Consider the following 19,512-nt stretch of genomic DNA (forward strand, 5'->3'; position numbering starts at 1 on the left):
GGATTCATTTTAGTTCCATATCGACTTCAAATGGCGTAAAAAGTATCTAAAGATATAGGTTAAAAAATTTAACACACTTAATTTAGGTAAATTTCTAAGATTACGGCAGACAATTTCAGGAGTTATTGATGATACAAGAACATAAACCATACATCATCGTCCTCGGTAATGAAAAGGGGGGGACGGGTAAGTCTACTGTTGCTATGCACATCATTGTTCACCTTTTACGCGAAGGCCATTCCGTAGGCTCTATTGACGTTGACGCGCGCCAAGGAACTTTAACACGGTATATCGAAAATCGCCGGGCACGCAAAGAAAAAACAAATGAGAATTTACCCTTATCTGACCATATCCCTGTCTATCGTAGCAAATTAGAATCTGTACCTGCAGCAGAGGCTGAAGAAACATCAGTCTTCACCCAAGCCTTAACTCGTCTAAATGAAAATGACTTTATCGTCATTGATACACCTGGAAGTGATACTTATCTTTCTCGCTTAGCCCACTCCTATGCTGATTCACTCATTACCCCCCTCAACGACAGTTTTATTGACTTAGACATGTTGGTGAGAGTCAATGCAGATTCTCTCGATATTTTACGGCCAAGCACATATTCTGAAATGGTGTGGGATCAAAAGAAACAACGCGCAATGCGTGATAGTGGATCAATTGATTGGATTGTTCTTCGTAACCGCCTTAGCAGCCTAAACTCTCGAAACAAAGAAGAAATGGAGCGGGTGTTGTCTGCATTATCTAAACGTATTGGCTTCCGCCTCGTTGCAGGATTCGGAGAACGTGTTATTTTCCGGGAATTATTTTTAAATGGACTAACGCTCCTTGATATGAAAGAAAGTAACACAGCCCTGACTCTGTCTCACATAGCTGCCAAACAGGAGCTGGTTTCTTTGATGAATATGATTCAGTTACCTAACCATTCACGAGCCGCAAGAGTCGCGTAATTTTCCCTGGGAAGAGAAGAATTAAGGGAAGCATTTAGTCGGTTGGCCTTTTTTAATTCTCAACCAAATGAGAATATAATTAGAATCAAAGTGTTTGGGATGCCTGAGAAGATCCAACATGACTTTGGGGCAATCATTTGTCTTGCTAATAAGGGGGGGCAATCTTTAAAACCTTAACAAAGGAGAAATTAAAGATGCTCTTTAAACCTTCCAAAGAATTCATTCTTAAAGATATTGAAGATTTATATAAAAAAGCTTTAGATACGGATAGATTACAGGTCGCATTGAAAGCAAAAGAACTTCAAAGTAAAATTATTGGTTTATTCCACACGCAAGAGTTTCCCAAAGTTACTCAGATTAGTGATATGTCCGACGATCAATTGCGCGCCCTCGTGGCGCGTTTAGAAGAAAATGATTCCCACTTAAAATCTTCTGAATCCTCACAAAGTAGTAAATAGCAAAAATTTGGCTACTTTCCTTAATTTCAAATAAAATTAATTCAGTGAATTTATTGTCTAGTATTATTTTAAAATTTGTATAAAATTAAATTAATATTAACTCTTAAATACCGCGGTGATGATGAAACGACCATTGTTATTAGTGCTACTTTGTAGCTTTTTGCAGTCAAGCTGTAATCACAAATCGGGGCAGCAAGGTGATCAAGATGGTCTCATTCGCGCTGGGGATCGTGTCAATCAAGCTGGTGATTCTACTTCAGCCATAAACGTATATAAAAGTGCGTTAGAAAAAAATCCTCCTCAAAAACTTCCTCTGTATTTAAAATTGGGTGAAGCTTATATGAATGCGGAGCGCCTAGAAGAGGCCAAAAAAACTTACGAAGAAGCATTGCCTTACGATGAGAATGATGAAGTTAAAAAACAGCTAGGTCGCCTTTATATTGCTACAGGGCAACCGGACACAGCTATTTCAATGTTTGAAGGTATTCTGTTGGTCCATAAAGATGATGGGAAAGCATTGAACGGATTGGGCGTTGCGTATGATATAAAAGGTGACCACCAACGGGCTCAAGATCTTTATCGCAAATCACTTATAATCAACGGAGATAATGACCAAGTTAAAAGTAATCTTGGCCTATCACTTGCATTTTCCGGTAAATACGATGAAGCCTTAAAACTTTTACAACCCCTTGGTGAAGCCGTAGGAGCGACATCCAAACATCGGCACAATCTTGCTTTAGTTTATGGGTTATCCGGAAACAAAGCCAAAGCCCAAGAAATTTACGGGAAAGATATGGATGCAAGAGAAATTCAAGAGAATCTCCATGCACTAAACATGACTGTGAAACCTCAAACTATGAAAAACGAAACCATGGAATCAATAGCCATGGATGAGGGAGCGACCGTAGAATGATAGATACATTACAACCTGTATTTAATTCTATTCCTCTCATTGTCGGCACCATATTTTTATTGGCAGCGCTGTTAGATTTTCTATATTACAGATTGCCAAATAAACTTTTTTATATAATTTTTTACCTTTTCCCCATCTATATCCTTCTTTCTTTTAAGTTTCATCTTTTTAGCAACTACTTGGTTTTTGTAGGATCAATACTCATCGGATTTTGTCTATTTTCTACTGCTATTATTGGAGGGGGAGACGCCAAATTACTTGCAGCCGTCACTTTATGGATGGGCTGGAATAATATCGTTCCGTTTATGCTTTGGCTGCTCATTTTTGGGGGAGTTGTCTCTTGCGCATACTTATTTTTCCCAAAAATGATTTATCATATAACCGCCCAAACGCGCCACTTTATTCAAAAGCAAACTTTCCTCAAAAAGGGCGTCAAATTCTTAGTTTCTGACGTGGATAATATTGAAGGTGAGGTTATTTCTTTGCAACAAAAAAGAATGGTTCCTTATGGTATTTGTATCGCGGGAGCCGGATTAATTATTCTATTAAAGGGGATAATGTAAATTATGCAACGTCTTGAACCCATTATTGCTGTCATTGCTTTTGTCGTTGCCATCTTGGTAGCGTTTGGTGTCTATCATTTGGTTTATACTGCACCCAAACAAACTACCAATATGGAGCATTGTCCTCCCCTTCCAGAGATGAAAGAAATCATGATTGCCAAGTCAATCATTAATACGGGAGATCCTATCAACGGTTCCATTGTTTACGAAAAATGGCCAACATCTTCCATAAGAGCTGGATTCTATGCCAAAGACCAAATAACGCCAGAACAATTAAAATCATTGATTGCTCGACGTATTATTAATCAAGGCGAACCAATTGCAAAAAATAGCGTTGTTGATCGTAAGGATCATGGTGTGCTTTCCGCATTACTAAATGAAGGTATGCGCGCAGTATCTATTGGATTGGATCAAAATTCTGGTATGTCTGGCTTACTAAATCCCGGTGATATAGTTGACGTTATTGTGGCCTTAAATAATACAGGCAAGGAAGAAAAAGATCATGAAGATCTCAATCGGACAATTCTGTGCGGAGTTCGAGTCTTAGCCATAGACCAACATCTATCAAGTTCGGTAGAAGTCCTGAGCAAAAAAGTAAGTGAGGCAATTCAAGCACCCAAGTCTGTAACCCTTGAAGTCACGCCTCGACAAGCATCTGCTTTGGCATCAGCTGTGAAGATGGGAACAATTTCCTTAAGCTTACATTCAAGCAATGATGATAAAACAACATGCGTTGAATCTTCGTTAAAACCGGTAGACCAAATAAAGATTATCCGTGGTGACGGGACACAAGCCCCTACGCAACAGAAATAAAGAGTGATGATAAACATGAGAAAAAATCTATTTAACTTGAAATTATTCACAAAAGGAGGCATTTTCGCTTCCCTACTGGTAGTCGCAACGTATGCCGGGCAAAATCTTCCCTCAAACTCGCAATATCCTGCAAAAGAGGAGGCTCCCGCCGCTTCATCCAAATCGGAAAATAAGCCAGCATCGACTGCAGCTCCTGCAAAAGGAGCAAAATCTGGAGATGCACCGGCTACACCCGCTGCTGCTCCCGCCTCAACAGCACCGGTTCCCTCAGAAGCTAAGAATCTTATTGTTGATGCGCCACCAAAAGGTATTCCCCCCGTCCCAGTGAAAGACGTTGGTGTAGCCACAACAAAACGCATCAAATTAGCCAATCATGGAACACAAGTTATTAATTTAAAACAAGCAGGGGGACAGGTCTTGTTGACAGATCCAAAAATAGCAGACGTCCAACTGGTAACCCCCTCAACGTTATATGTTTATGGTCGTTCTCCCGGCAATACAGAAATTGTTGTCACGGGACAAGATATGCAAACAGCCTATCGTTACGAAGTCCAAGTTGTTTCTGACTATCGCGAGTTAGAAAATTTGATTCATGGATTTGTTCCTAACAACAAAATAAAAGTTCATTCTGTACCCGACGGGCTGCTCCTTCAAGGCTCAGTTGAGTCTGCAAAACAAGCTGAAGATATTCGCTCTCTTGCACAACGTTATGTTGGGACACAAGGTACGGTTGTTAATCAACTTAAAGTCAAAGGTTCAACGCAAATTAGCTTAAAAGTAAAAATTGCTGAAGTTAAGCGAAATGTCGTGAATCAATTGGGAATTAACTGGTCAACAGCACCCATACAAAACTTCAAGTTCGGGTTGTTTACGGGCCGCCCCAGCACCGTTATTAGCGCCGCTACAGGTTTACCCGTAAACTTTTTCCCCTCTTCAACAACACCGCAAAAAAGCAGTATTGGCGCCAACTTCAAATCAAATTTTGGAAAAACAAATTTTTCCGCTTTAATTGATGCCCTTGCTCAAGAAAGCTTAGCTACAGTTCTAGCAGAACCAACCTTGGTGACACGTTCGGGAGAAGAAGCAAGTTTCCTTGTTGGCGGTGAATATCCTTACCCAATTTCTCAAGGATATGGACAAAATTTGACAGTAACAATTCAATTTAAACCTTATGGTATTAGTCTTTCTTTCGTCCCCGTTGTCATTGGAGATATGATCAGTCTTCGTGTTCGTCCAGAGGTGAGCGGACTTGACAATACCGTCACAATTACGGATCAAAATGGAAATAAAATTCCTTCCATTCAAACGCGTCGCGCCGAAAGCACGATGGAAATGGCTAATGGACAAAGCATGATTATGGCGGGGCTTCTAACCGACCAAACTGCTGGCACCATCAACAATCTCCCTGGTTTGGCAGATATTCCAATTTTGGGCGCGTTATTCCGTTCCGTCGATTATCAAAATGAAAAAACGGAATTAGTGATCATTGTTACGCCTTACATTGTAGAACCTATCGACAATCCAGAAGATGTCATTCTCCCGACACAAGGCTTAAAGTTTGCTAAACTGTTGGAAATGATTTTATACAAGCACATAAATGAAGCGACAGGTGCGGCACCTTGCCCATCCTTGATTGGCAACGCAGGTTTTTACTTTTAAAAGTGAGATAATATGATGAAAACAAGAAATCCGAACCTGAAAATGAGCAAAGTAAGTATAGCTCTTTTGATGCTTTTAAGTTTAGAGGGGTGTGAAGTCCCCAATAAACAAGAAATCCCTATGCCCGAAAAACCTTATATCTTGAAGCATGACACGAAGTTATATACCGTCCATTTTCACGGCCGTAACAGCAAACTTTCTGAACCAGAGAGGGTCCGCCTCCTAGCGGCCATAAAACCTTCAGGCCCTGGAAAAATGTCAACTCATGTTACAATTCCCAATAAGGGATCACGTCTAGATAAGCAGCGCTTAAAAAATCTTATTCGTACGTTGTTAGAATCAGGTGTAAAAGCAAAACAAATTCACAAAAATGACAAATTATCGAAAGCGAGCGGGAACTCAATTGAGATTGTCCTAGATACCTATCACGCTATTCCTCCCCTTTGTCCTAACTGGTCGACCCAATATGGATCCGGTTATAGCAGAGGTCAGACCGGGAATTTTGGCTGTGCAACTGCTGCCAATTTCTTGTTAATGTTAGATGATCCCATTATTCTCTTCAAAGGCGAACAAAGCGTAAGTCGTGACGCGGCTCGAGATTCCCTCGCGATAGCAGATCATCGAGCTGGCAAGGATAAAGGTAAGTGGCTAAAAGTTGAAAAATCTGAAGGAGCTGGTGGCTCTTCTGGTTCCGCTAGTGGTGGAGGTCAATAATGACAAAAATAGATTTCGATAGTTTCGACGTTGCTTGCTTTACGCAAGATGAAGGAACGGGGTCCGCGGTAGCTGAAGCCATTTCAAGACTCGGAGATATTCAATATAAAATATTCCCCGGGGACTTGACCCACGCTATTGAATATACCAAGTCATCTGCCCGGTGTAAGGTTTTATGTGTCGATTGTAGCAAAAGTGACTTGCTTATTTCCGATGTAGAAAAACTGATGGAATTTTGTCCGCCAGACACAAATGTCATTATTTTAGGAGATAGAAATGAAGTCAGTATCTTTCGAGATTTGATGAAATTAAATATCTCGGACTATTTAGTTAAACCTGCAAGCGCAGAAATTATTTCCCGCTCTCTCAGTGTTGCCTTAAAACTTGATACGAATGAATCTCTCACACGGAAAAAACGTGCAGGTAAAGTCATTCTCTTTTTAGGAACTGTTGGGGGAATTGGTACAACTACCTTAGCAACAAATACAGCTGTTATGATTGCTTCAGAAGTTGGCAAAAAAGTTGTTTTGATTGATGGCGATTTCCAATTTGGAAATGTAAGAACTCTTCTTGATTTGCCTGCATCTCACGCGCTTCATGATGCCCTTGAAAGCCCTGATCGTATTGATGATGTGTTTCTTGAGCAATCCATGGGTGAATATGGAGACCGCTTACGTGTCATTAGTTCAGAAGAATCTTTAAACGAGTATCTTGAACTAGATCAAGAACGTCTCGCAAATCTTGACCACCTTATGGAACTTATTACATCTAAATTTCATTATATTGTTATTGATTTATCTCGCCACCATCCCGTTTTATGGCGCTATTTTAATCGACATGCAAATATGGTGTTTTTCGTAACGGGTTTAAATATTACTTCTCTCAGAGACACGTTAAGGATATCGAGTGTTTTAGCCGAAGAAAAAGACACTAAAACGCATTCTATTATCCTTAGCCATACGCATGAAAAGCAAACCATTAAACGTGAACGATTTGAAGAGTTGCTGGGTCAAAAAATTGACATTGAAGTTGCCTATAACTCTGGAGCTTCTGGAGCCGCTGATTTAGGCGTACCTTTAGCAACCAAAAGTCAAGGGTTCAGAACAGATATCAATAAAATTGTGGAAGTCATTACTGGATCGAGCATTCGAAAGAATCAAGCTCCCTTTCTTACAAAAATTGCCAAAAGTCTCACAGGACGGTAAAGCAAAAACACACTCCCTTGATTAAAAGAGACCCCATCGTGCGAGTCTCTTGTGTGTTTAGTGCGCACTTGCTACCATTCCCTTCATGAATGATGAAGACTCCTTAAGCGCCCGTTTAAAACGATATAGCCAAGTTTCCTCTGCTGTAGGGGGATTGGCGGCTCGATTGGTTGGGCAAAAATTATTTGGTATTGAAATTGATCAAGCTTCCCATGCTCAAGGGTTAACAAGCGTCCTGGGAAACTTAAAAGGCCCCTTGATGAAGGTTGGTCAATTTCTCGCAACCGTCCCAGGTGCTCTACCGCCTGAATATGCCGAAATGTTCTTATCTTTGCAAATGAACGCACCTCCTATGGGGTGGGCCTTTGTGCGCCGACGCATGGTTCGGGAACTCGGAGCCGATTGGCAAAATCGCTTCTTAGAATTCTCACAACAAGCCATCGCGGCAGCTTCACTTGGTCAAGTGCATCGCGCCAAAGATACTATGGGCAATAATTTGGCTTGTAAACTCCAATATCCCGCTATGGCCTCAATTATTCAAGCTGATCTTGCCCAACTCAAGTTAGTCCTATCCCTATACGAGAATTGGAGTTCCGCACTCGACACAACAGAAGTCCAAGAAGAAATTGCTTTACGTCTCGCTGAAGAACTTGATTACCAAAATGAAGCTCAAAATATTGCAATCTATCAACATATTTTTCAAGGCAAAGAGGACACATACGCTGTCCATATTCCCACCGTTTCCAATGATCTATCTACCAAAAGATTACTGACCCTCTCCTGGATGGACGGACAATCACTTTTAACCAAAACAGAAGCACCCGAAGAAGAGCGCAATATCTTAAGTCGTCAACTATTCATGGCTTGGTATTACCCTTTTTATCATTTTGGAGTTATTCATGGAGACCCTCATCCTGGAAATTACACAGTACGAGAAAACAATCATTTGAATATTCTTGATTTTGGGTGTGTGCGTATTTTCCCTCCCCCTTTTATTCAAGGTGTCATTGACCTCTATAGAGCTCTCCAACAAGAGAATCAGGACTTAGCCGTTAAGGCCTACGAGGCTTGGGGCTTCAAAAATTTAAACAAGGAAATGATCGATATCATTACGCAATGGGCACGCCTGCTCTATAGCCCCCTTCTTGATGATCGTGTACGACCCATTCAAGACATTTTGGACGGCAGTTTAGGCTGGGAAACGGCAACCAAAGTCCATGCAGAATTGGAACGCCTGGGTGGCATCCGGCCGCCTAAGGAGTTTGTCTTTATGGATAGAGCTGCTGTGGGAATTGGATCTGTTATTATGCGCTTAAAAGCCGAACAAAATTGGCACCAGCTTTTTGAAGGATTGATTGAAAACTTTGATATTGACCAAGTTGAACGTCGTCAAAAATTAGCCCTAAATATTAAGAGTTCTGGAAATTATCGGACTTAGAAATTGACAGCTTTTGCTTTTTCAGCAAGTCCTTCCCAAAATTTTTGAAAGTCCTCTTTTGAGATATCTGTAGGAGCATAATCATAAGCCGCTTGATACTCAAGGCCAATAAATTGAATCGATGAATCATACGCCTTCAAGGATCTTCCCACATCTTCAAGATTTTTCTTACGATCATCCACCAATATAACCACTTTAGGATACCGACATTTACCTACTTTTATCAAATGGGAAGGGCCCATGTGCTTTAAAAATGCAACAAAAGTTTCTCCTTTTGTCACATTACGCTCTCCATTTGAGGATAAAATTCCGTTGTATAAAAGCGGGAAGTATCCTCCATAGTGAGGGAAATCCATAAAAGGCACACAAGGAGGAAATTGTGTCCGTTTCTTGGCAAAGTCGAGTCCTATTTTTTGTAAATGATCTTTACGCAGGACAAGTACCTTATTCTTATATCCCGGTAATTTTCCGGTTAAAACAGCCGTAAAGGCAATAGTTCCCACACCCTTTTTTTGAAGATTTTTAATACGGTGTGGCGTATCTGCTTCCACCAGTTTTTGGGGTGTTGTTAGAACAAGAAGGGTGTGCATAAGATCGATTTGGAGAGGCGATAACTTTCCCAGAATTCTTTTATAAACATCCTTATATTTTTTTAAAACTGGATAATAGGTAGCTGGATGCTCTGATTGAATTAATGTCATATCAATATCAAAAGCAACCCAAACATCCTCAGGCTTGTGCACCTTTAAAACTTGCTCAACTTTGGCTTGAACCTCTTTCATAACTTTAATAGAAAAAATTTGTGCTTGAGTTGACGATGATAAAATACATACCATCATAATGATTCCAAATAATGTCGAGAGCATGTTCAACCCGATGTTGAATTTTTACCCTCTATTTTATCACAAAATTGGAATGACGGGTTAATTTTTATTTTAAAAAATGAGATAGGTTTCAAAAGGGTGCTCCTGCCTCCCTTCACAATATGTCTATGTCCGCGCATAAGCTCCTGGAGCATCTTCAATGACATGCTTCTTGTGAATTATTCGCGCAGAAACCTTCCTACCCTCAAAAGGAACTAACCATTGTCGCCATTCATTCCACCAAGATCCAGCCTGATAGGTTGCCTCTTTTAGCCACTCGTCGGCTTCCATGGATAACGAATCACCTTTCCAGAAATGATGTTTATTAAGCTCTGGGGGATTGAAAATTCCTTTTAGGTGACCCGCTCCTACCAAAATAAATTTTTGTGCGGAAGATTTGGTCACTTGAGTTAGTGCATAGACTGATTGCCAAGGAGCAATATGATCTTCATAAGCCGCCACAATAAATAAGGGAGATGATACTTGTTGCAGCTGTAATGGTGTATCTTCTATAGAGAGTCCTCCCCGAACAATCAATCGATTTTCAATGAGAAAATCTCGCAAATAGGTGCTGTGCATCTTAACCGGCATTCGCAAAGCATCACATGTCCAATAAAGCATGTCAAAAGGAAAGGGTTCATGACCCAATAGGTAGTGATTTACATCTGATGACCATATTAAATCATTGGTCCGCAGCAAATTAAACGCCTGGACCATATATTGACCTTCTAAATACCCTTTGGTGGCAACATATTCTTCTAATTTCTTTTGCTGACGATCATATCGATAAATCCCCAATTCATCAATTTTGCTGTAATCAAAGGGAGTTGCTAGAAATGTTGCAGAGGCGATGCGCGTATCTTTTTTGGCCTTCAAGTAGGCCATTAATACCATAAGCAACGTGCCTCCAGAACAATATGCCAGCGTATTAACTTTCTCTTCTGCAGTGATTTGACACACTTCATCAAGCGCTGCGTTGACCCCATTTAAGACATAATCCGTTAGGGTTTTATTTTTTTGACGTTCGTCCGGGTTAACCCAAGACATTATGAATACCGTAAGGCCAGACTCAACGGCCCACTTTATAAAGGAATTTTCGGCACTTAAATCAAATATATAATATTTATTGATCCAGGGTGGCACTATCAACAAAGGCTGTTGAGCAACTTTTGTTGTTTTGGGTTCATATTGTATAAGTTGAAATAGATCATTTTGAAAGACAACTTTTCCCGGTGTCAAACCTAAATTTTCACCCAATTCAAACCCCTTCTTAGGGCCCCTTGCAACTTTAATTTTCGGGCTTTTTGATCTTGGACTCGAGGAGGTTAATGCCCCTTCCAAATTTGCCACATTTGACGAAGAATGAGTTGTCAAAGAGAGAGCATCAGCCAGATGGCGCGTATAAAGTCCTAATTTTTTACTTATAAGCGGATCAAGACCGTCTATTCGACTTGCTACATCTTTTAAAAAGCGCACATTCAAAATATAAGATTGATGAAGCAAATGGAAAAATGGATGATCATCCCATGCTCCTTTTTGATCCTGGGTTATTTGAGAATTCAGGTTAGTTTTTATGGTCTTTTTTTGAAAATGATTCAAAGTAGATTGTAGAAAATCTTGAACATCTACCAATCCCTTTTCGGGGATTTCCTCTTCATTCGTCGCTTGATCCGACAGTTTTTTTAAGGTTTGCGAGAACGTATTTATTACTTCCTGGGGCTTAAAAAGCCCCTCATCTACCCAAGGGGCCGAAGGAATATCTGCTACTTTCATGTATTGAGCCATTAACTTATGATTTTCTGATGCAATTTTTTTCCACTTATCCTTCCATTTCCCTGAAGTTCCATAAGAACTCCCCGGAGACGGTAGGGTTTCAAATTCCTTTGGTTGCTTCGCCATGGTTGAATGCTCTAAAGTAGGGTTGTATATGTCTAACGTAATGGTAAAAGATTAATAAAATGTATAAAATACTCGGAATAGGTGTAACGTTCCTTTTATCAGCTTGCACAACAGATCCCGTATCAGAGGAAGCCTATGAAGCGCCCCAAGGACAATTCCCCCTCTTAGGCAATATACCCAATCGAGACTCAATTCCGCCCTTTGAAGACATTAGCCTTCAACAAAAACGTCTTCGCCGCGAAATTGAAGAAGCTTCTCAAAAACAAACAGAAATCTTAAAATCTGAAAAGAAATTAACAATTCCGCAAACCACCCCTTGATTTTCAATCCGATCACCCTAGTTTTATAAAGGTAGGAATAGAAATTTTATAGGAGTGTATTATGAAAAAAAATTTTGTTGCCATTAGTTGTGCTGCTTGTCTCTTATTATCAGCATGCTCAACCCCTCAAGGCACAAATCAATATAATGGTACCTTACTCGGTGCCGGCGGAGGCGCACTTGCTGGTGGACTTATAGGGTCCAGTATGGGAGGTGGCAGCGGGGCTCTTTTGGGGGCTGGTATTGGTGGTTTAGCGGGTGGTTTCGCTGGCAACCAAATTGGCAAGAGCATGGATGATAATCATCGCCATGGCCGTTATTAAGCCTAAGGCTTAACATTTATAGTCTAAAAACATCTTCTAAGCCATTGGGACTAAAAATTCCAATGGCTTAGAAAGCTTTATTTGTTTCTCCGCCTCCCTTTCCCTACGAGACTTTTCTGAAGCCAAATCATTAAAATAACTTTGAAAATAAGCTAAGGTTTGCTATGCATTTTTGAGAGAGACGGAAAGAGGGTTTTGGGAATGAAAATAGCAATAACAACGGATGAAATTTACCCTGTCCATGCCTTCGTAATGGATTGGTTGAAAGCTAATGGTCATGAGCCCATTCCTTTTGGGGCCCTCAAGTCTCAACGTGATGAATCTTGGGTAAAGGCGGCCCATGAAGCGGCACAGGCCATAAAAAATGGGATATGTACCGATGGAATCTTCTTCTGCTGGACGGGAACGGGTATTTCGATAGCTGCCAACAAAATCTCGGGAATTAGAGCTGCTCTGTGCACAGATGCTGAAACGACTCGTGGTGCGCGCATTTGGAACCATGCTAACGTATTGGCCCTATCAAATCGACTTCTCAGCCAAGATATTGCAAAAGAAATTTTAACAGCTTGGTTTCAGGATTATGATCACACAATCGGGATAAAGGGTGTTTCTGAGTTAAAAGCAATTGACAGTAATCATAGTTGACATTTTGAATTTTAAATAGAAATTTTTATAAAAATCAAATAGTTAACCAAGCAGTTGGCCCACCAATTTTGAGGTGTAATCGACAAGGGGAATTATTTTTCCGTAATTCATTCGAGTGGGCCCCACAACACCAATTGCACCCAGAATATGTTGTCGAGAGTTTTTATAAGGCGCCACAACTAACGAACATCCCGAAAGACTAAAAAGGCTATTCTCAGCCCCAATAAAAATCTGTACCCCTTCGGCTTGTATCGAGGCATCTAACAATTGAATAAGCGTTTCTTTGGTATCCAGAACCGCAAATAAATCCCTTATATGATCTAGGTCTTCAACGACATTTACGTTTGTGAGGAGGTTACTTTGGCCCTTTACAATTAAAGAACCACCTTGATCTCCTTCACTCCAAACCCCAATACCGGTTTCCACCACTTTTGCAGTCAAGGTATCTAAATGGGCCTTATGTTGCTTTAATTCTTCAAAAATGACGCGTTTTGCATCTGTTAATGTACGACCCGCTAGCCGATTATTTAAATAGTTTGAAGCTTCAATTAATATGGTTGGAGGAACCCCAATGGGAACCTCAATCAAACGATTCTCAACAACCCCATCTTCTGTAATCATAACCAAAATAGCCCGACCAGCACTTAAACTTAAAAATTCAACGTGTTTAAGAGGGGATTCAGTCTTTGGCGCGAGAACTAAGCCAGCACATTTGGATAAGCCCGACAGCATCGAAGTTGCTTCTTCTAAGACATCATCAACTTTTCGTCCTGCGTTCGTGCAGCGTTGCTCAATGTAGGATCGATCTCCTTCTGAAAGATCTCCTACTTCCAACAAACCATGGACAAAAAAGCGCAAACCTGCTTCTGTCGGCAAACGTCCTGCAGAGGTATGGGGTGCGTATAAAAGCCCCGCCTCCTCTAAATCCGCCATCACGTTGCGGATTGTTGCGGGGGATAAAGTTGTTTTCAGACGACGGGAAAGTTTACGAGATCCAACAGGTTCCCCCGTTTCCACGTACGCATCGACAAGTTCACGAAAAATATCTATCGAGCGTTTATTTAGTTCTGCAACTGTCAATGACATGTTTTAGCCTTTCATTCGTCTTTAACATGTAGTAAAAAAACAACAAATCGTCAAGGGAGAGAAGAAATCCATATGCGCAATAATAAAAGAAAAACGAATGAATTAAGAAGTGTTTTCTTAGGCCCAAGTTACGCAAAGTATGCTGAAGGGTCTTGTTTTGTTAAATTTGGCGATACACACGTGATTTGTACAGCAACAATAGAGGAAAAAGTTCCCCCTTTTTTACGAAATACCGGCTCCGGTTGGATTACAGCTGAGTATGGCATGCTCCCGCGGGCAACTCATCAACGTGTAGACAGAGAAGCTTCCAAAGGCAAGCAATCGGGACGGACCCAAGAAATCCAACGGTTAATTGGGAGATCCTTACGTGCCGTTGTTGATTTAAGTCTATTGGGAGAACGACAAATTCGAATCGACTGTGATGTTATTCAAGCCGATGGAGGAACCCGTACCGCCAGTATTACGGGTGCCTACGTAGCCATGCACCAAGCACTGGAAAAATTGGTTAAGAATAAAACATTAGCAAAAATGCCAATTATTGATCAAGTTGCTGCCATTTCTTGCGGAATAGTCAAAGATGAGCCTCTTCTCGATCTTGATTATCAAGAAGACTCAAACGCAGAGGTTGACGCTAATTTTGTAATCACAGGATCAGGCAATCTTGTTGAAATTCAAGCTACAGCCGAAAAGAATTCCTTTGGAGACGAAGCCTTTGGGCATATGTTGAAATTGGCTCGCGAGGGCATCACAGAACTTGTTAAGTTGCAGAAACAAGCTTTAAAAATCGAGTGATCTATAGAAAAACTAAGGATACCGATATGCGTTTATTTCAAGAACCTAAGTTGCTTATTGCCAGTCATAATTCTGGTAAAATTCGGGAAATTGCAGACCTTTTGGGCCCCCTTCAAATTATCACAACTTCCTCTGCCGCTTTGAATTTAGAGGAACCAGAAGAAACAGGTTCAACATTTATGGAAAATGCTCTTCTCAAAGCACAAGCAGGGATGAATGTCACAGGCTTACCCTGTTTGGCTGACGATTCAGGCCTCGCAGTTACTGCCCTTGAAGGACAGCCTGGTATCTATTCTGGTCGTTGGGCACAATTACCAGATGGAACACGTGATTTTTCTTATGCCATTAATCGTATCAATCAAGATTTGACAGATAAAAGTGATCTGTCTGCCCATTTTGTGTGTGCGCTGAGCTTGGTTTGGCCCGATGGCTCTGACGTAACTCTTGAAGGAAAAGTCTACGGTCATCTCACCTTTCCTCCCCGCGGTAAAAAAGGGTTTGGTTATGACCCCATTTTTATTCCTGAAGGACATTCTATCACGTACGCAGAAATGGCACCTGAACTGAAACAACGCATTTCACACCGAGCCATAGCCATTCAGAAAATGATACATGCATGCTTCACACCTCATGCTTAAAAATCAAAATTTAGCTCTTTATATACACTGGCCTTTTTGTTTATCAAAATGTCCATACTGCGATTTTAATAGCCATGTTAGAGCATCTATAGATGAGAATTCCTGGGAGGAAGCCCTCTTGAAGGAGCTTGATCAAACAGCCAAACGCATAGGCCCAAGAACCCTTACAAGCATTTTTTTTGGTGGGGGAACCCCTTCTCTCATGCGCCCCAAAACTGTTGAAGCTTTGATCAAGCGTGCGCTGAATCACTGGACGGCAAGTCCCAATATCGAAATCACTCTTGAGGCCAACCCTAATTCTGTGGAAGTGAATCGCTTCCATGATTTAAAAAATGCAGGAATCAATCGTATATCCATCGGCGTACAAGCTTTAAATGACCCCGATCTAAAGCAATTGGGACGACATCATAGTGTTGACGAAGCTCTTACCGCAATTCAAATAGCTTTAGATATATTTCGCCGTGTCTCTTTTGATCTTATTTATGCGAGGCCCCACCAGACATTAGAAGCATGGCAACAAGAGCTTCAGCTCGCCTTATCTTTTGGAACAGAGCATTTATCTCTTTATCAACTCACCATTGAGCCTGGAACCGCTTTTGCTCCTCTCTATGAGAGAGGAGACCTTAAAATTCCAGATGAGGATTTAGCTGCAGATTTTTTTGAATTAACACAAAATTCCATGGAAGCCGCTGGATTACCGGCTTACGAGATTTCAAATCACGCGCGGTTGGGTGCTGAATCACGCCACAACTTAAGCTACTGGCGCTACGAAGATTACGCAGGCGTAGGGCCCGGTGCTCATGGTCGCTTAACGCTCCCCTCAGGCAAAGTCGCCACCAAACAATATAAAGCCCCTGAAACGTGGATGAAAGCCGTTAAAGAGGGGTCAGGGGAAGAAGAATCGATTGATCTTTCACCCAAAGAACAAAATACCGAAGCTTTAATGATGGGCTTACGTCTCACATCTGGCATTCGCCTTGTTGATTTTCCAGACCTTGAAGAGAGTATTATCAACTCCAAATCTTTAAATATACTTACAAATGAAGGATATTTGGTCAAGACAAGCACTGCACTTCTAGCTACACCCAAAGGTCTTCAGTGCTTAAATGCTGTATTAAGAGCGTTGCTGTCACCCAATTAAGGGCATAATTAAACCTAAGATTTTTGTTCAGCGGGAGAACCTATTTTTTCATCTAATTTTACCTGCTTTTTGGCTGATGATGGGGGAGTATTTTCTTTATTTTGAGGGTTTTCCAAATTTTCACTATCTTCCATATGTGGATTTCCATGCTCATCAAAATTAAGAGCTTCTTTTTCCTTAAGAATTTCCCTTTCCCCTAAAGTTGTGATCTTTTTAGATGGTTTTTGAACTGACTTATCAAAAAATTTCATTATAGATAATGAAGGCTTTTTCTCTGAAGAACTTGTATCACTTGGTTTCTCCTTCAAGGCAGGTTTTTTAAATTCTTCATTTGATTCTGATTTCTTCTCAGCCTGCTTTTCTGTTTTGGGCAATACTTCCGTATTTGCTTTGTCATCGACTGAAGGCTTATCTTTAACATCTCGTTCTGTTGCAGACGGCGTCTTTTTGACCTTAATAGCCTCCAATTTAAATTTCGCTTCAGCTATCTGCTTTTCAATTTCTTCTTCTGAAGTCTCCTCAAGAGGAGTTTCTTTTGCCTGGACAAAAATATTTGATTTATTATCTACACGATTCTCTTTTGCTGGAATCTCTTTAAGTTCGCTCTCATTCGCCCTACTTTGAATATCTTGGCTTGTTTGCATTTGAGTAACCTGCCCTGCTGACGAGTAACTCTGCGTTCCGTCTGCAGGCCTAGAAGCATTCTTTAAGTACAATTGCTTCTGGCGATTTCTCTCTCGCAAAGCTACCTCAGCCTGAAACCGCGCATTTGCAGCCGCTTCTTCAGCAAGGTAATTTTGATTATAAGGCGCTTGAGCAGGATAAGGAACGGGAGATGGGTATGGATATGGATATTGATTATTCATACGTGCTTGTTGTTGCATATGAAAAGATTGTTGAACTAACTGATTTTGCAGAGCACGTTGGGCATTTTGAGCTAATTGGTTTTGCCGGAAATATTGATCCTGTTGTGCCAGTTGGACTTGCTGATTTAGTCGCACTTGATCTGCCGCTCTGGCGGTCGCATAATTTTGTTGCAGGGCTTTCTGCTCAGCTTGTTGTCTTGCAAGCTGATAAACGTAATTATCTCTTGCAGCCTTCTGATTCAATAGACTTTCTGCCACAGTCGCAAAACTTGATATAATTGGATTTTGAGGTTCATATTGGACTGCTGGTGTGTTGGGAGCAGGCGTTTGAGACACTGCAGACATAACAGGGGGCACTTTGTTTGCTTTATTATCTGACATACTCGCCGTATCCGTTTGTGCAAAATCATTGTCAGAGGAAGGTGCCTCGCTATCTTCAGGTACAGGGGGAATACTTTCTTCAGCTGGAACTGATGCACCTTCCGCAAGCTCTGAGGGGGGAATCATATCAACTGGGGGGGCCTCCTCTGTATCAAGACTAGAAGACACCGTTTTCTCAAGCTCGGACGGTGGAACCATATCGGCAGGTGGTGCCCCCCTATTAAGGCCAGAAGAAACGGTTTTCTCAAGTTCAGGTGGGGGAATCATATCAGCTGGTGGAGTCCCTTTATCAAGACTAGAAGACACCGTTTCGTCAAGTTCAGACGGTGGAACCATATCGGCAGGTGGCGCCTCGCTATCAAGGCCAGAAGAAACGGTTTTCTCAAGTTTAGATGGGGGAATCATATCAGCTGGTGGGATCTCTTTATCTGAGCTTAATACCGCAGTTTCTTCAAGTACGGAAGACGGGATCATATCAGCAGGGGGCGTGCTATCACTGAGTGAAGAAACCGCCTCCCCATCCGAAATTTCTGAAGAGGGAGTTTGAGCCGCATCTTCTCCTGCCGGTGAGCTCGCATCTACAACACCTGCAGGCGTAATATTAGCAGGCTCAGTAATGGGCTCGTTCACACCCAATACGATGAAAGGAGAGGAGGCTAAAAGCAGAGAAATGGGAACATATTGAAGATAAAATCTCATTAAAATCTAACCCCTCTTTATCAAACGCCTGGTCTTAATTTAAATCTTATTCAAAATAAATTAATGATTTGTGAATTTTAAATATTGAGCTCTTTTATAAGTAACCATATAAGAGGGATTATCTATTAGGAGAAATTAACATTCTTTATTTTCTCACTTACTTTTTCTTAGGTGCTGGACCTTTCTTAGGTGCAGCGGCTTTCTTAGGCGGAGGCGCTTTTTTGGGCGGAGGCGCTTTCTTAGGTGCAGCGGCTTTCTTTTGAGCTTTTTGTTCTTTCTTCGCAGCTTTCGTTTCCTTTTTATCAGCCTTCTTCTTTTCTTTTATATCTTTCTTATCAGCTTTCTTCTGAGTCTTCTGTTCTTTTTTCGCAGTTTTCTTTTCCTGCTTATCGGCCTTCTTCTGAGTTTTCTGGTCTTTCTTCGCAGTTTTCTTTTCCTGCTTATCAGCCTTCTTCTGTTCTTTTTGTTCTTTCTTATCGGCTTTCTTCTGAGTCTTCTGGTCTTTCTTCGCAGTTTTCTTTTCCTGCTTATCAGCCTTCTTCTGTTCTTTTTGTTCTTTCTTATCTGCCTTATTCTGAGTTTTCTGGTCTTTCTTCGCAGTTTTCTTTTCCTGCTTATCAGCCTTCTTCTGTTCTTTTTGTTCTTTCTTATCGGCTTTCTTCTGAGTTTTCTGGTCTTTCTTCGCAGTTTTCTTTTCCTGCTTATCAGCCTTCTTCTGTTCTTTTTGTTCTTTCTTATCGGCTTTCTTCTGGGTTTTCTGCTCTTTCTTCGCAGTTTTCATTTCTTGCTTATCGGCCTTCTTCTTTTCTTTTAATTCTTTCTTATCGGCTTTCTTCTGGGCCTTTATGGCTTTTTTCTCTTCTTTACGCTGACTATTGCTCACACCCCTGCCCATGCCTGTGCCACTGCCCATACCCGTGCCGCTGCCCATACCCATGCCGCTGCCCATACCCATGCCGCTATTCATTCCCATGCCGCTATTCATTCCCATGCCGCTATTCATTCCCATGCCGCTGTTCATTCCCATACCGCTGTTCATTCCCATACCGCTGTTCATTCCCATACCGCTGTTCATTCCCATACCGCTGTTCATTCCCATACCGCTGTTCATTCCCATACCGCTGTTCATCCCCATACCGCT

The 19,512-nt window shown here is 41.2% G+C and carries 19 protein-coding genes and 2 pseudogenes; 16 read left to right on the forward strand and 5 right to left on the reverse strand.

Annotated features, from left to right (window positions below; genetic code table 11):
* Positions 1–128 precede the first annotated feature (128 nt).
* The 9 genes from FJX03_02760 to FJX03_02800 all read left to right on the forward strand — a co-directional run bounded on the left by FJX03_02760 (position 129) and on the right by FJX03_02800 (position 8,719).
* Positions 129–956, forward strand: coding sequence for an ATPase (locus FJX03_02760; protein ID MBM3632616.1), 828 nt, complete (start codon positions 129–131; stop codon positions 954–956).
* 194 nt (positions 957–1,150) lie between these two features.
* Positions 1,151–1,414 (forward strand): hypothetical protein, encoded by a 264-nt coding sequence (locus FJX03_02765; GenBank protein MBM3632617.1) that lies wholly within the window; start codon positions 1,151–1,153, stop codon positions 1,412–1,414.
* A 118-nt stretch (positions 1,415–1,532) separates the two neighbouring features.
* Positions 1,533–2,327, forward strand: a complete 795-nt coding sequence (locus FJX03_02770) for a tetratricopeptide repeat protein (GenBank protein MBM3632618.1) — start codon at positions 1,533–1,535, stop codon at positions 2,325–2,327.
* The gene (locus FJX03_02775) at positions 2,324–2,890 is read left to right on the forward strand and encodes a hypothetical protein (GenBank protein MBM3632619.1); all 567 of its coding nucleotides are present in this window, start codon (positions 2,324–2,326) and stop codon (positions 2,888–2,890) included. The genes FJX03_02770 and FJX03_02775 overlap by 4 nt, the downstream gene beginning before the upstream one ends.
* Before the next feature lie 3 nt (positions 2,891–2,893).
* Positions 2,894–3,703 carry a Flp pilus assembly protein CpaB gene (cpaB, locus tag FJX03_02780; GenBank protein MBM3632620.1) on the forward strand — a complete coding sequence of 270 codons (810 nt, stop codon included), beginning with the start codon at positions 2,894–2,896 and terminating at the stop codon, positions 3,701–3,703.
* A 6-nt stretch (positions 3,704–3,709) separates the two neighbouring features.
* Positions 3,710–5,362, forward strand: a complete 1,653-nt coding sequence (locus FJX03_02785; protein MBM3632621.1) for a type II and III secretion system protein family protein — start codon at positions 3,710–3,712, stop codon at positions 5,360–5,362.
* Between the two features lie 12 nt (positions 5,363–5,374).
* Positions 5,375–6,076 carry a hypothetical protein gene (locus FJX03_02790; protein ID MBM3632622.1) on the forward strand — a complete coding sequence of 234 codons (702 nt, stop codon included), beginning with the start codon at positions 5,375–5,377 and terminating at the stop codon, positions 6,074–6,076.
* Entirely contained in the window at positions 6,076–7,281 is a 1,206-nt protein-coding gene (locus FJX03_02795; protein MBM3632623.1) for a hypothetical protein, read from the forward strand. The genes FJX03_02790 and FJX03_02795 overlap by 1 nt, the downstream gene beginning before the upstream one ends.
* 85 nt (positions 7,282–7,366) lie before the next feature.
* A complete protein-coding gene (locus tag FJX03_02800; protein ID MBM3632624.1) occupies positions 7,367–8,719 on the forward strand; it encodes an AarF/ABC1/UbiB kinase family protein in 1,353 nt (450 codons plus the stop codon).
* Here FJX03_02800 and FJX03_02805 read toward each other — a convergent pair.
* Complete coding sequence (locus FJX03_02805) at positions 8,716–9,585, reverse strand: DUF2608 domain-containing protein (GenBank protein ID MBM3632625.1); 870 nt, start codon at positions 9,583–9,585, stop codon at positions 8,716–8,718. The two genes, FJX03_02800 and FJX03_02805, sit on opposite strands and share 4 nt — an antisense overlap.
* Positions 9,586–9,708: 123 nt before the next feature.
* Positions 9,709–11,481 carry a class I poly(R)-hydroxyalkanoic acid synthase gene (locus tag FJX03_02810; protein MBM3632626.1) on the reverse strand — a complete coding sequence of 591 codons (1,773 nt, stop codon included), beginning with the start codon at positions 11,479–11,481 and terminating at the stop codon, positions 9,709–9,711.
* A gap of 59 nt (positions 11,482–11,540) precedes the next feature.
* On the opposite strand from FJX03_02810, the gene FJX03_02815 reads away from it, so the two are divergent.
* The 3 genes from FJX03_02815 to FJX03_02825 all read left to right on the forward strand — a co-directional run bounded on the left by FJX03_02815 (position 11,541) and on the right by FJX03_02825 (position 12,768).
* On the forward strand, positions 11,541–11,801 hold the full coding sequence (locus FJX03_02815) for a hypothetical protein (protein MBM3632627.1): 261 nt from the start codon (positions 11,541–11,543) through the stop codon (positions 11,799–11,801).
* 61 nt (positions 11,802–11,862) lie between these two features.
* On the forward strand, positions 11,863–12,123 hold the full coding sequence (locus FJX03_02820; protein MBM3632628.1) for a glycine zipper 2TM domain-containing protein: 261 nt from the start codon (positions 11,863–11,865) through the stop codon (positions 12,121–12,123).
* A 201-nt stretch (positions 12,124–12,324) separates the two neighbouring features.
* Positions 12,325–12,768, forward strand: a complete 444-nt coding sequence (locus FJX03_02825; protein MBM3632629.1) for an RpiB/LacA/LacB family sugar-phosphate isomerase — start codon at positions 12,325–12,327, stop codon at positions 12,766–12,768.
* 42 nt (positions 12,769–12,810) lie between these two features.
* Here the strand turns inward: FJX03_02825 and hrcA are convergent, their stop codons facing one another.
* The gene (gene hrcA / locus FJX03_02830) at positions 12,811–13,854 is read right to left on the reverse strand and encodes a heat-inducible transcriptional repressor HrcA (GenBank protein MBM3632630.1); all 1,044 of its coding nucleotides are present in this window, start codon (positions 13,852–13,854) and stop codon (positions 12,811–12,813) included.
* Between the two features lie 72 nt (positions 13,855–13,926).
* Here hrcA and FJX03_02835 point away from each other — a divergent pair, with 72 nt between their 5' ends.
* Genes FJX03_02835 through FJX03_02845 form a run of 3 tightly spaced genes read left to right on the forward strand, consistent with a single transcriptional unit; the run spans position 13,927 to position 16,425 of the window.
* The gene (locus FJX03_02835) at positions 13,927–14,646 is read left to right on the forward strand and encodes a ribonuclease PH (protein ID MBM3632631.1); all 720 of its coding nucleotides are present in this window, start codon (positions 13,927–13,929) and stop codon (positions 14,644–14,646) included.
* A gap of 26 nt (positions 14,647–14,672) precedes the next feature.
* Positions 14,673–15,284: an RdgB/HAM1 family non-canonical purine NTP pyrophosphatase gene (rdgB, locus tag FJX03_02840; GenBank protein MBM3632632.1), complete on the forward strand. Its 612-nt coding sequence runs from the start codon at positions 14,673–14,675 to the stop codon at positions 15,282–15,284.
* On the forward strand, positions 15,277–16,425 hold the full coding sequence (locus tag FJX03_02845) for a coproporphyrinogen III oxidase (GenBank protein ID MBM3632633.1): 1,149 nt from the start codon (positions 15,277–15,279) through the stop codon (positions 16,423–16,425). The genes rdgB and FJX03_02845 overlap by 8 nt, the downstream gene beginning before the upstream one ends.
* Before the next feature lie 14 nt (positions 16,426–16,439).
* On the opposite strand, the gene FJX03_02850 is transcribed toward FJX03_02845, so the two are convergent.
* Positions 16,440–18,371: a hypothetical protein gene (locus FJX03_02850; GenBank protein MBM3632634.1), complete on the reverse strand. Its 1,932-nt coding sequence runs from the start codon at positions 18,369–18,371 to the stop codon at positions 16,440–16,442.
* Positions 18,372–18,793: 422 nt separating this feature from the next.
* Between FJX03_02850 and FJX03_02855 the strand changes: the two are divergent.
* A pseudogene (locus FJX03_02855) lies at positions 18,794–19,243 on the forward strand (hypothetical protein).
* Positions 19,244–19,272: 29 nt separating this feature from the next.
* Here FJX03_02855 and FJX03_02860 read toward each other — a convergent pair.
* Positions 19,273–19,506: pseudogene (locus FJX03_02860) on the reverse strand (phosphatidic acid phosphatase).
* Positions 19,507–19,512: the final 6 nt, after the last annotated feature.

This window comes from Alphaproteobacteria bacterium (assembly GCA_016870095.1).
Classification (GTDB): domain Bacteria; phylum Pseudomonadota; class Alphaproteobacteria; order Paracaedibacterales; family VGCI01; genus VGCI01.

Bases quoted from the DNA above. Each gene is read 5' to 3' on its own strand.
- FJX03_02760 (MBM3632616.1), top strand. From the start codon at position 129: ATGATACAAGAACATAAACCATACATCATCGTCCTCGGTAATGAAAAG.
- FJX03_02765 (MBM3632617.1), top strand. From the start codon at position 1,151: ATGCTCTTTAAACCTTCCAAAGAATTCATTCTTAAAGATATTGAAGAT.
- FJX03_02770 (MBM3632618.1), top strand. From the start codon at position 1,533: ATGATGAAACGACCATTGTTATTAGTGCTACTTTGTAGCTTTTTGCAG.
- FJX03_02775 (MBM3632619.1), top strand. From the start codon at position 2,324: ATGATAGATACATTACAACCTGTATTTAATTCTATTCCTCTCATTGTC.
- cpaB (MBM3632620.1), top strand. From the start codon at position 2,894: ATGCAACGTCTTGAACCCATTATTGCTGTCATTGCTTTTGTCGTTGCC.
- FJX03_02785 (MBM3632621.1), top strand. From the start codon at position 3,710: ATGATAAACATGAGAAAAAATCTATTTAACTTGAAATTATTCACAAAA.
- FJX03_02790 (MBM3632622.1), top strand. From the start codon at position 5,375: ATGATGAAAACAAGAAATCCGAACCTGAAAATGAGCAAAGTAAGTATA.
- FJX03_02795 (MBM3632623.1), top strand. From the start codon at position 6,076: ATGACAAAAATAGATTTCGATAGTTTCGACGTTGCTTGCTTTACGCAA.
- FJX03_02800 (MBM3632624.1), top strand. From the start codon at position 7,367: ATGAATGATGAAGACTCCTTAAGCGCCCGTTTAAAACGATATAGCCAA.
- FJX03_02805 (MBM3632625.1), bottom strand. From the start codon at position 9,585: ATGCTCTCGACATTATTTGGAATCATTATGATGGTATGTATTTTATCA.
- FJX03_02810 (MBM3632626.1), bottom strand. From the start codon at position 11,481: ATGGCGAAGCAACCAAAGGAATTTGAAACCCTACCGTCTCCGGGGAGT.
- FJX03_02815 (MBM3632627.1), top strand. From the start codon at position 11,541: ATGTATAAAATACTCGGAATAGGTGTAACGTTCCTTTTATCAGCTTGC.
- FJX03_02820 (MBM3632628.1), top strand. From the start codon at position 11,863: ATGAAAAAAAATTTTGTTGCCATTAGTTGTGCTGCTTGTCTCTTATTA.
- FJX03_02825 (MBM3632629.1), top strand. From the start codon at position 12,325: ATGAAAATAGCAATAACAACGGATGAAATTTACCCTGTCCATGCCTTC.
- hrcA (MBM3632630.1), bottom strand. From the start codon at position 13,854: ATGTCATTGACAGTTGCAGAACTAAATAAACGCTCGATAGATATTTTT.
- FJX03_02835 (MBM3632631.1), top strand. From the start codon at position 13,927: ATGCGCAATAATAAAAGAAAAACGAATGAATTAAGAAGTGTTTTCTTA.
- rdgB (MBM3632632.1), top strand. From the start codon at position 14,673: ATGCGTTTATTTCAAGAACCTAAGTTGCTTATTGCCAGTCATAATTCT.
- FJX03_02845 (MBM3632633.1), top strand. From the start codon at position 15,277: ATGCTTAAAAATCAAAATTTAGCTCTTTATATACACTGGCCTTTTTGT.
- FJX03_02850 (MBM3632634.1), bottom strand. From the start codon at position 18,371: ATGAGATTTTATCTTCAATATGTTCCCATTTCTCTGCTTTTAGCCTCC.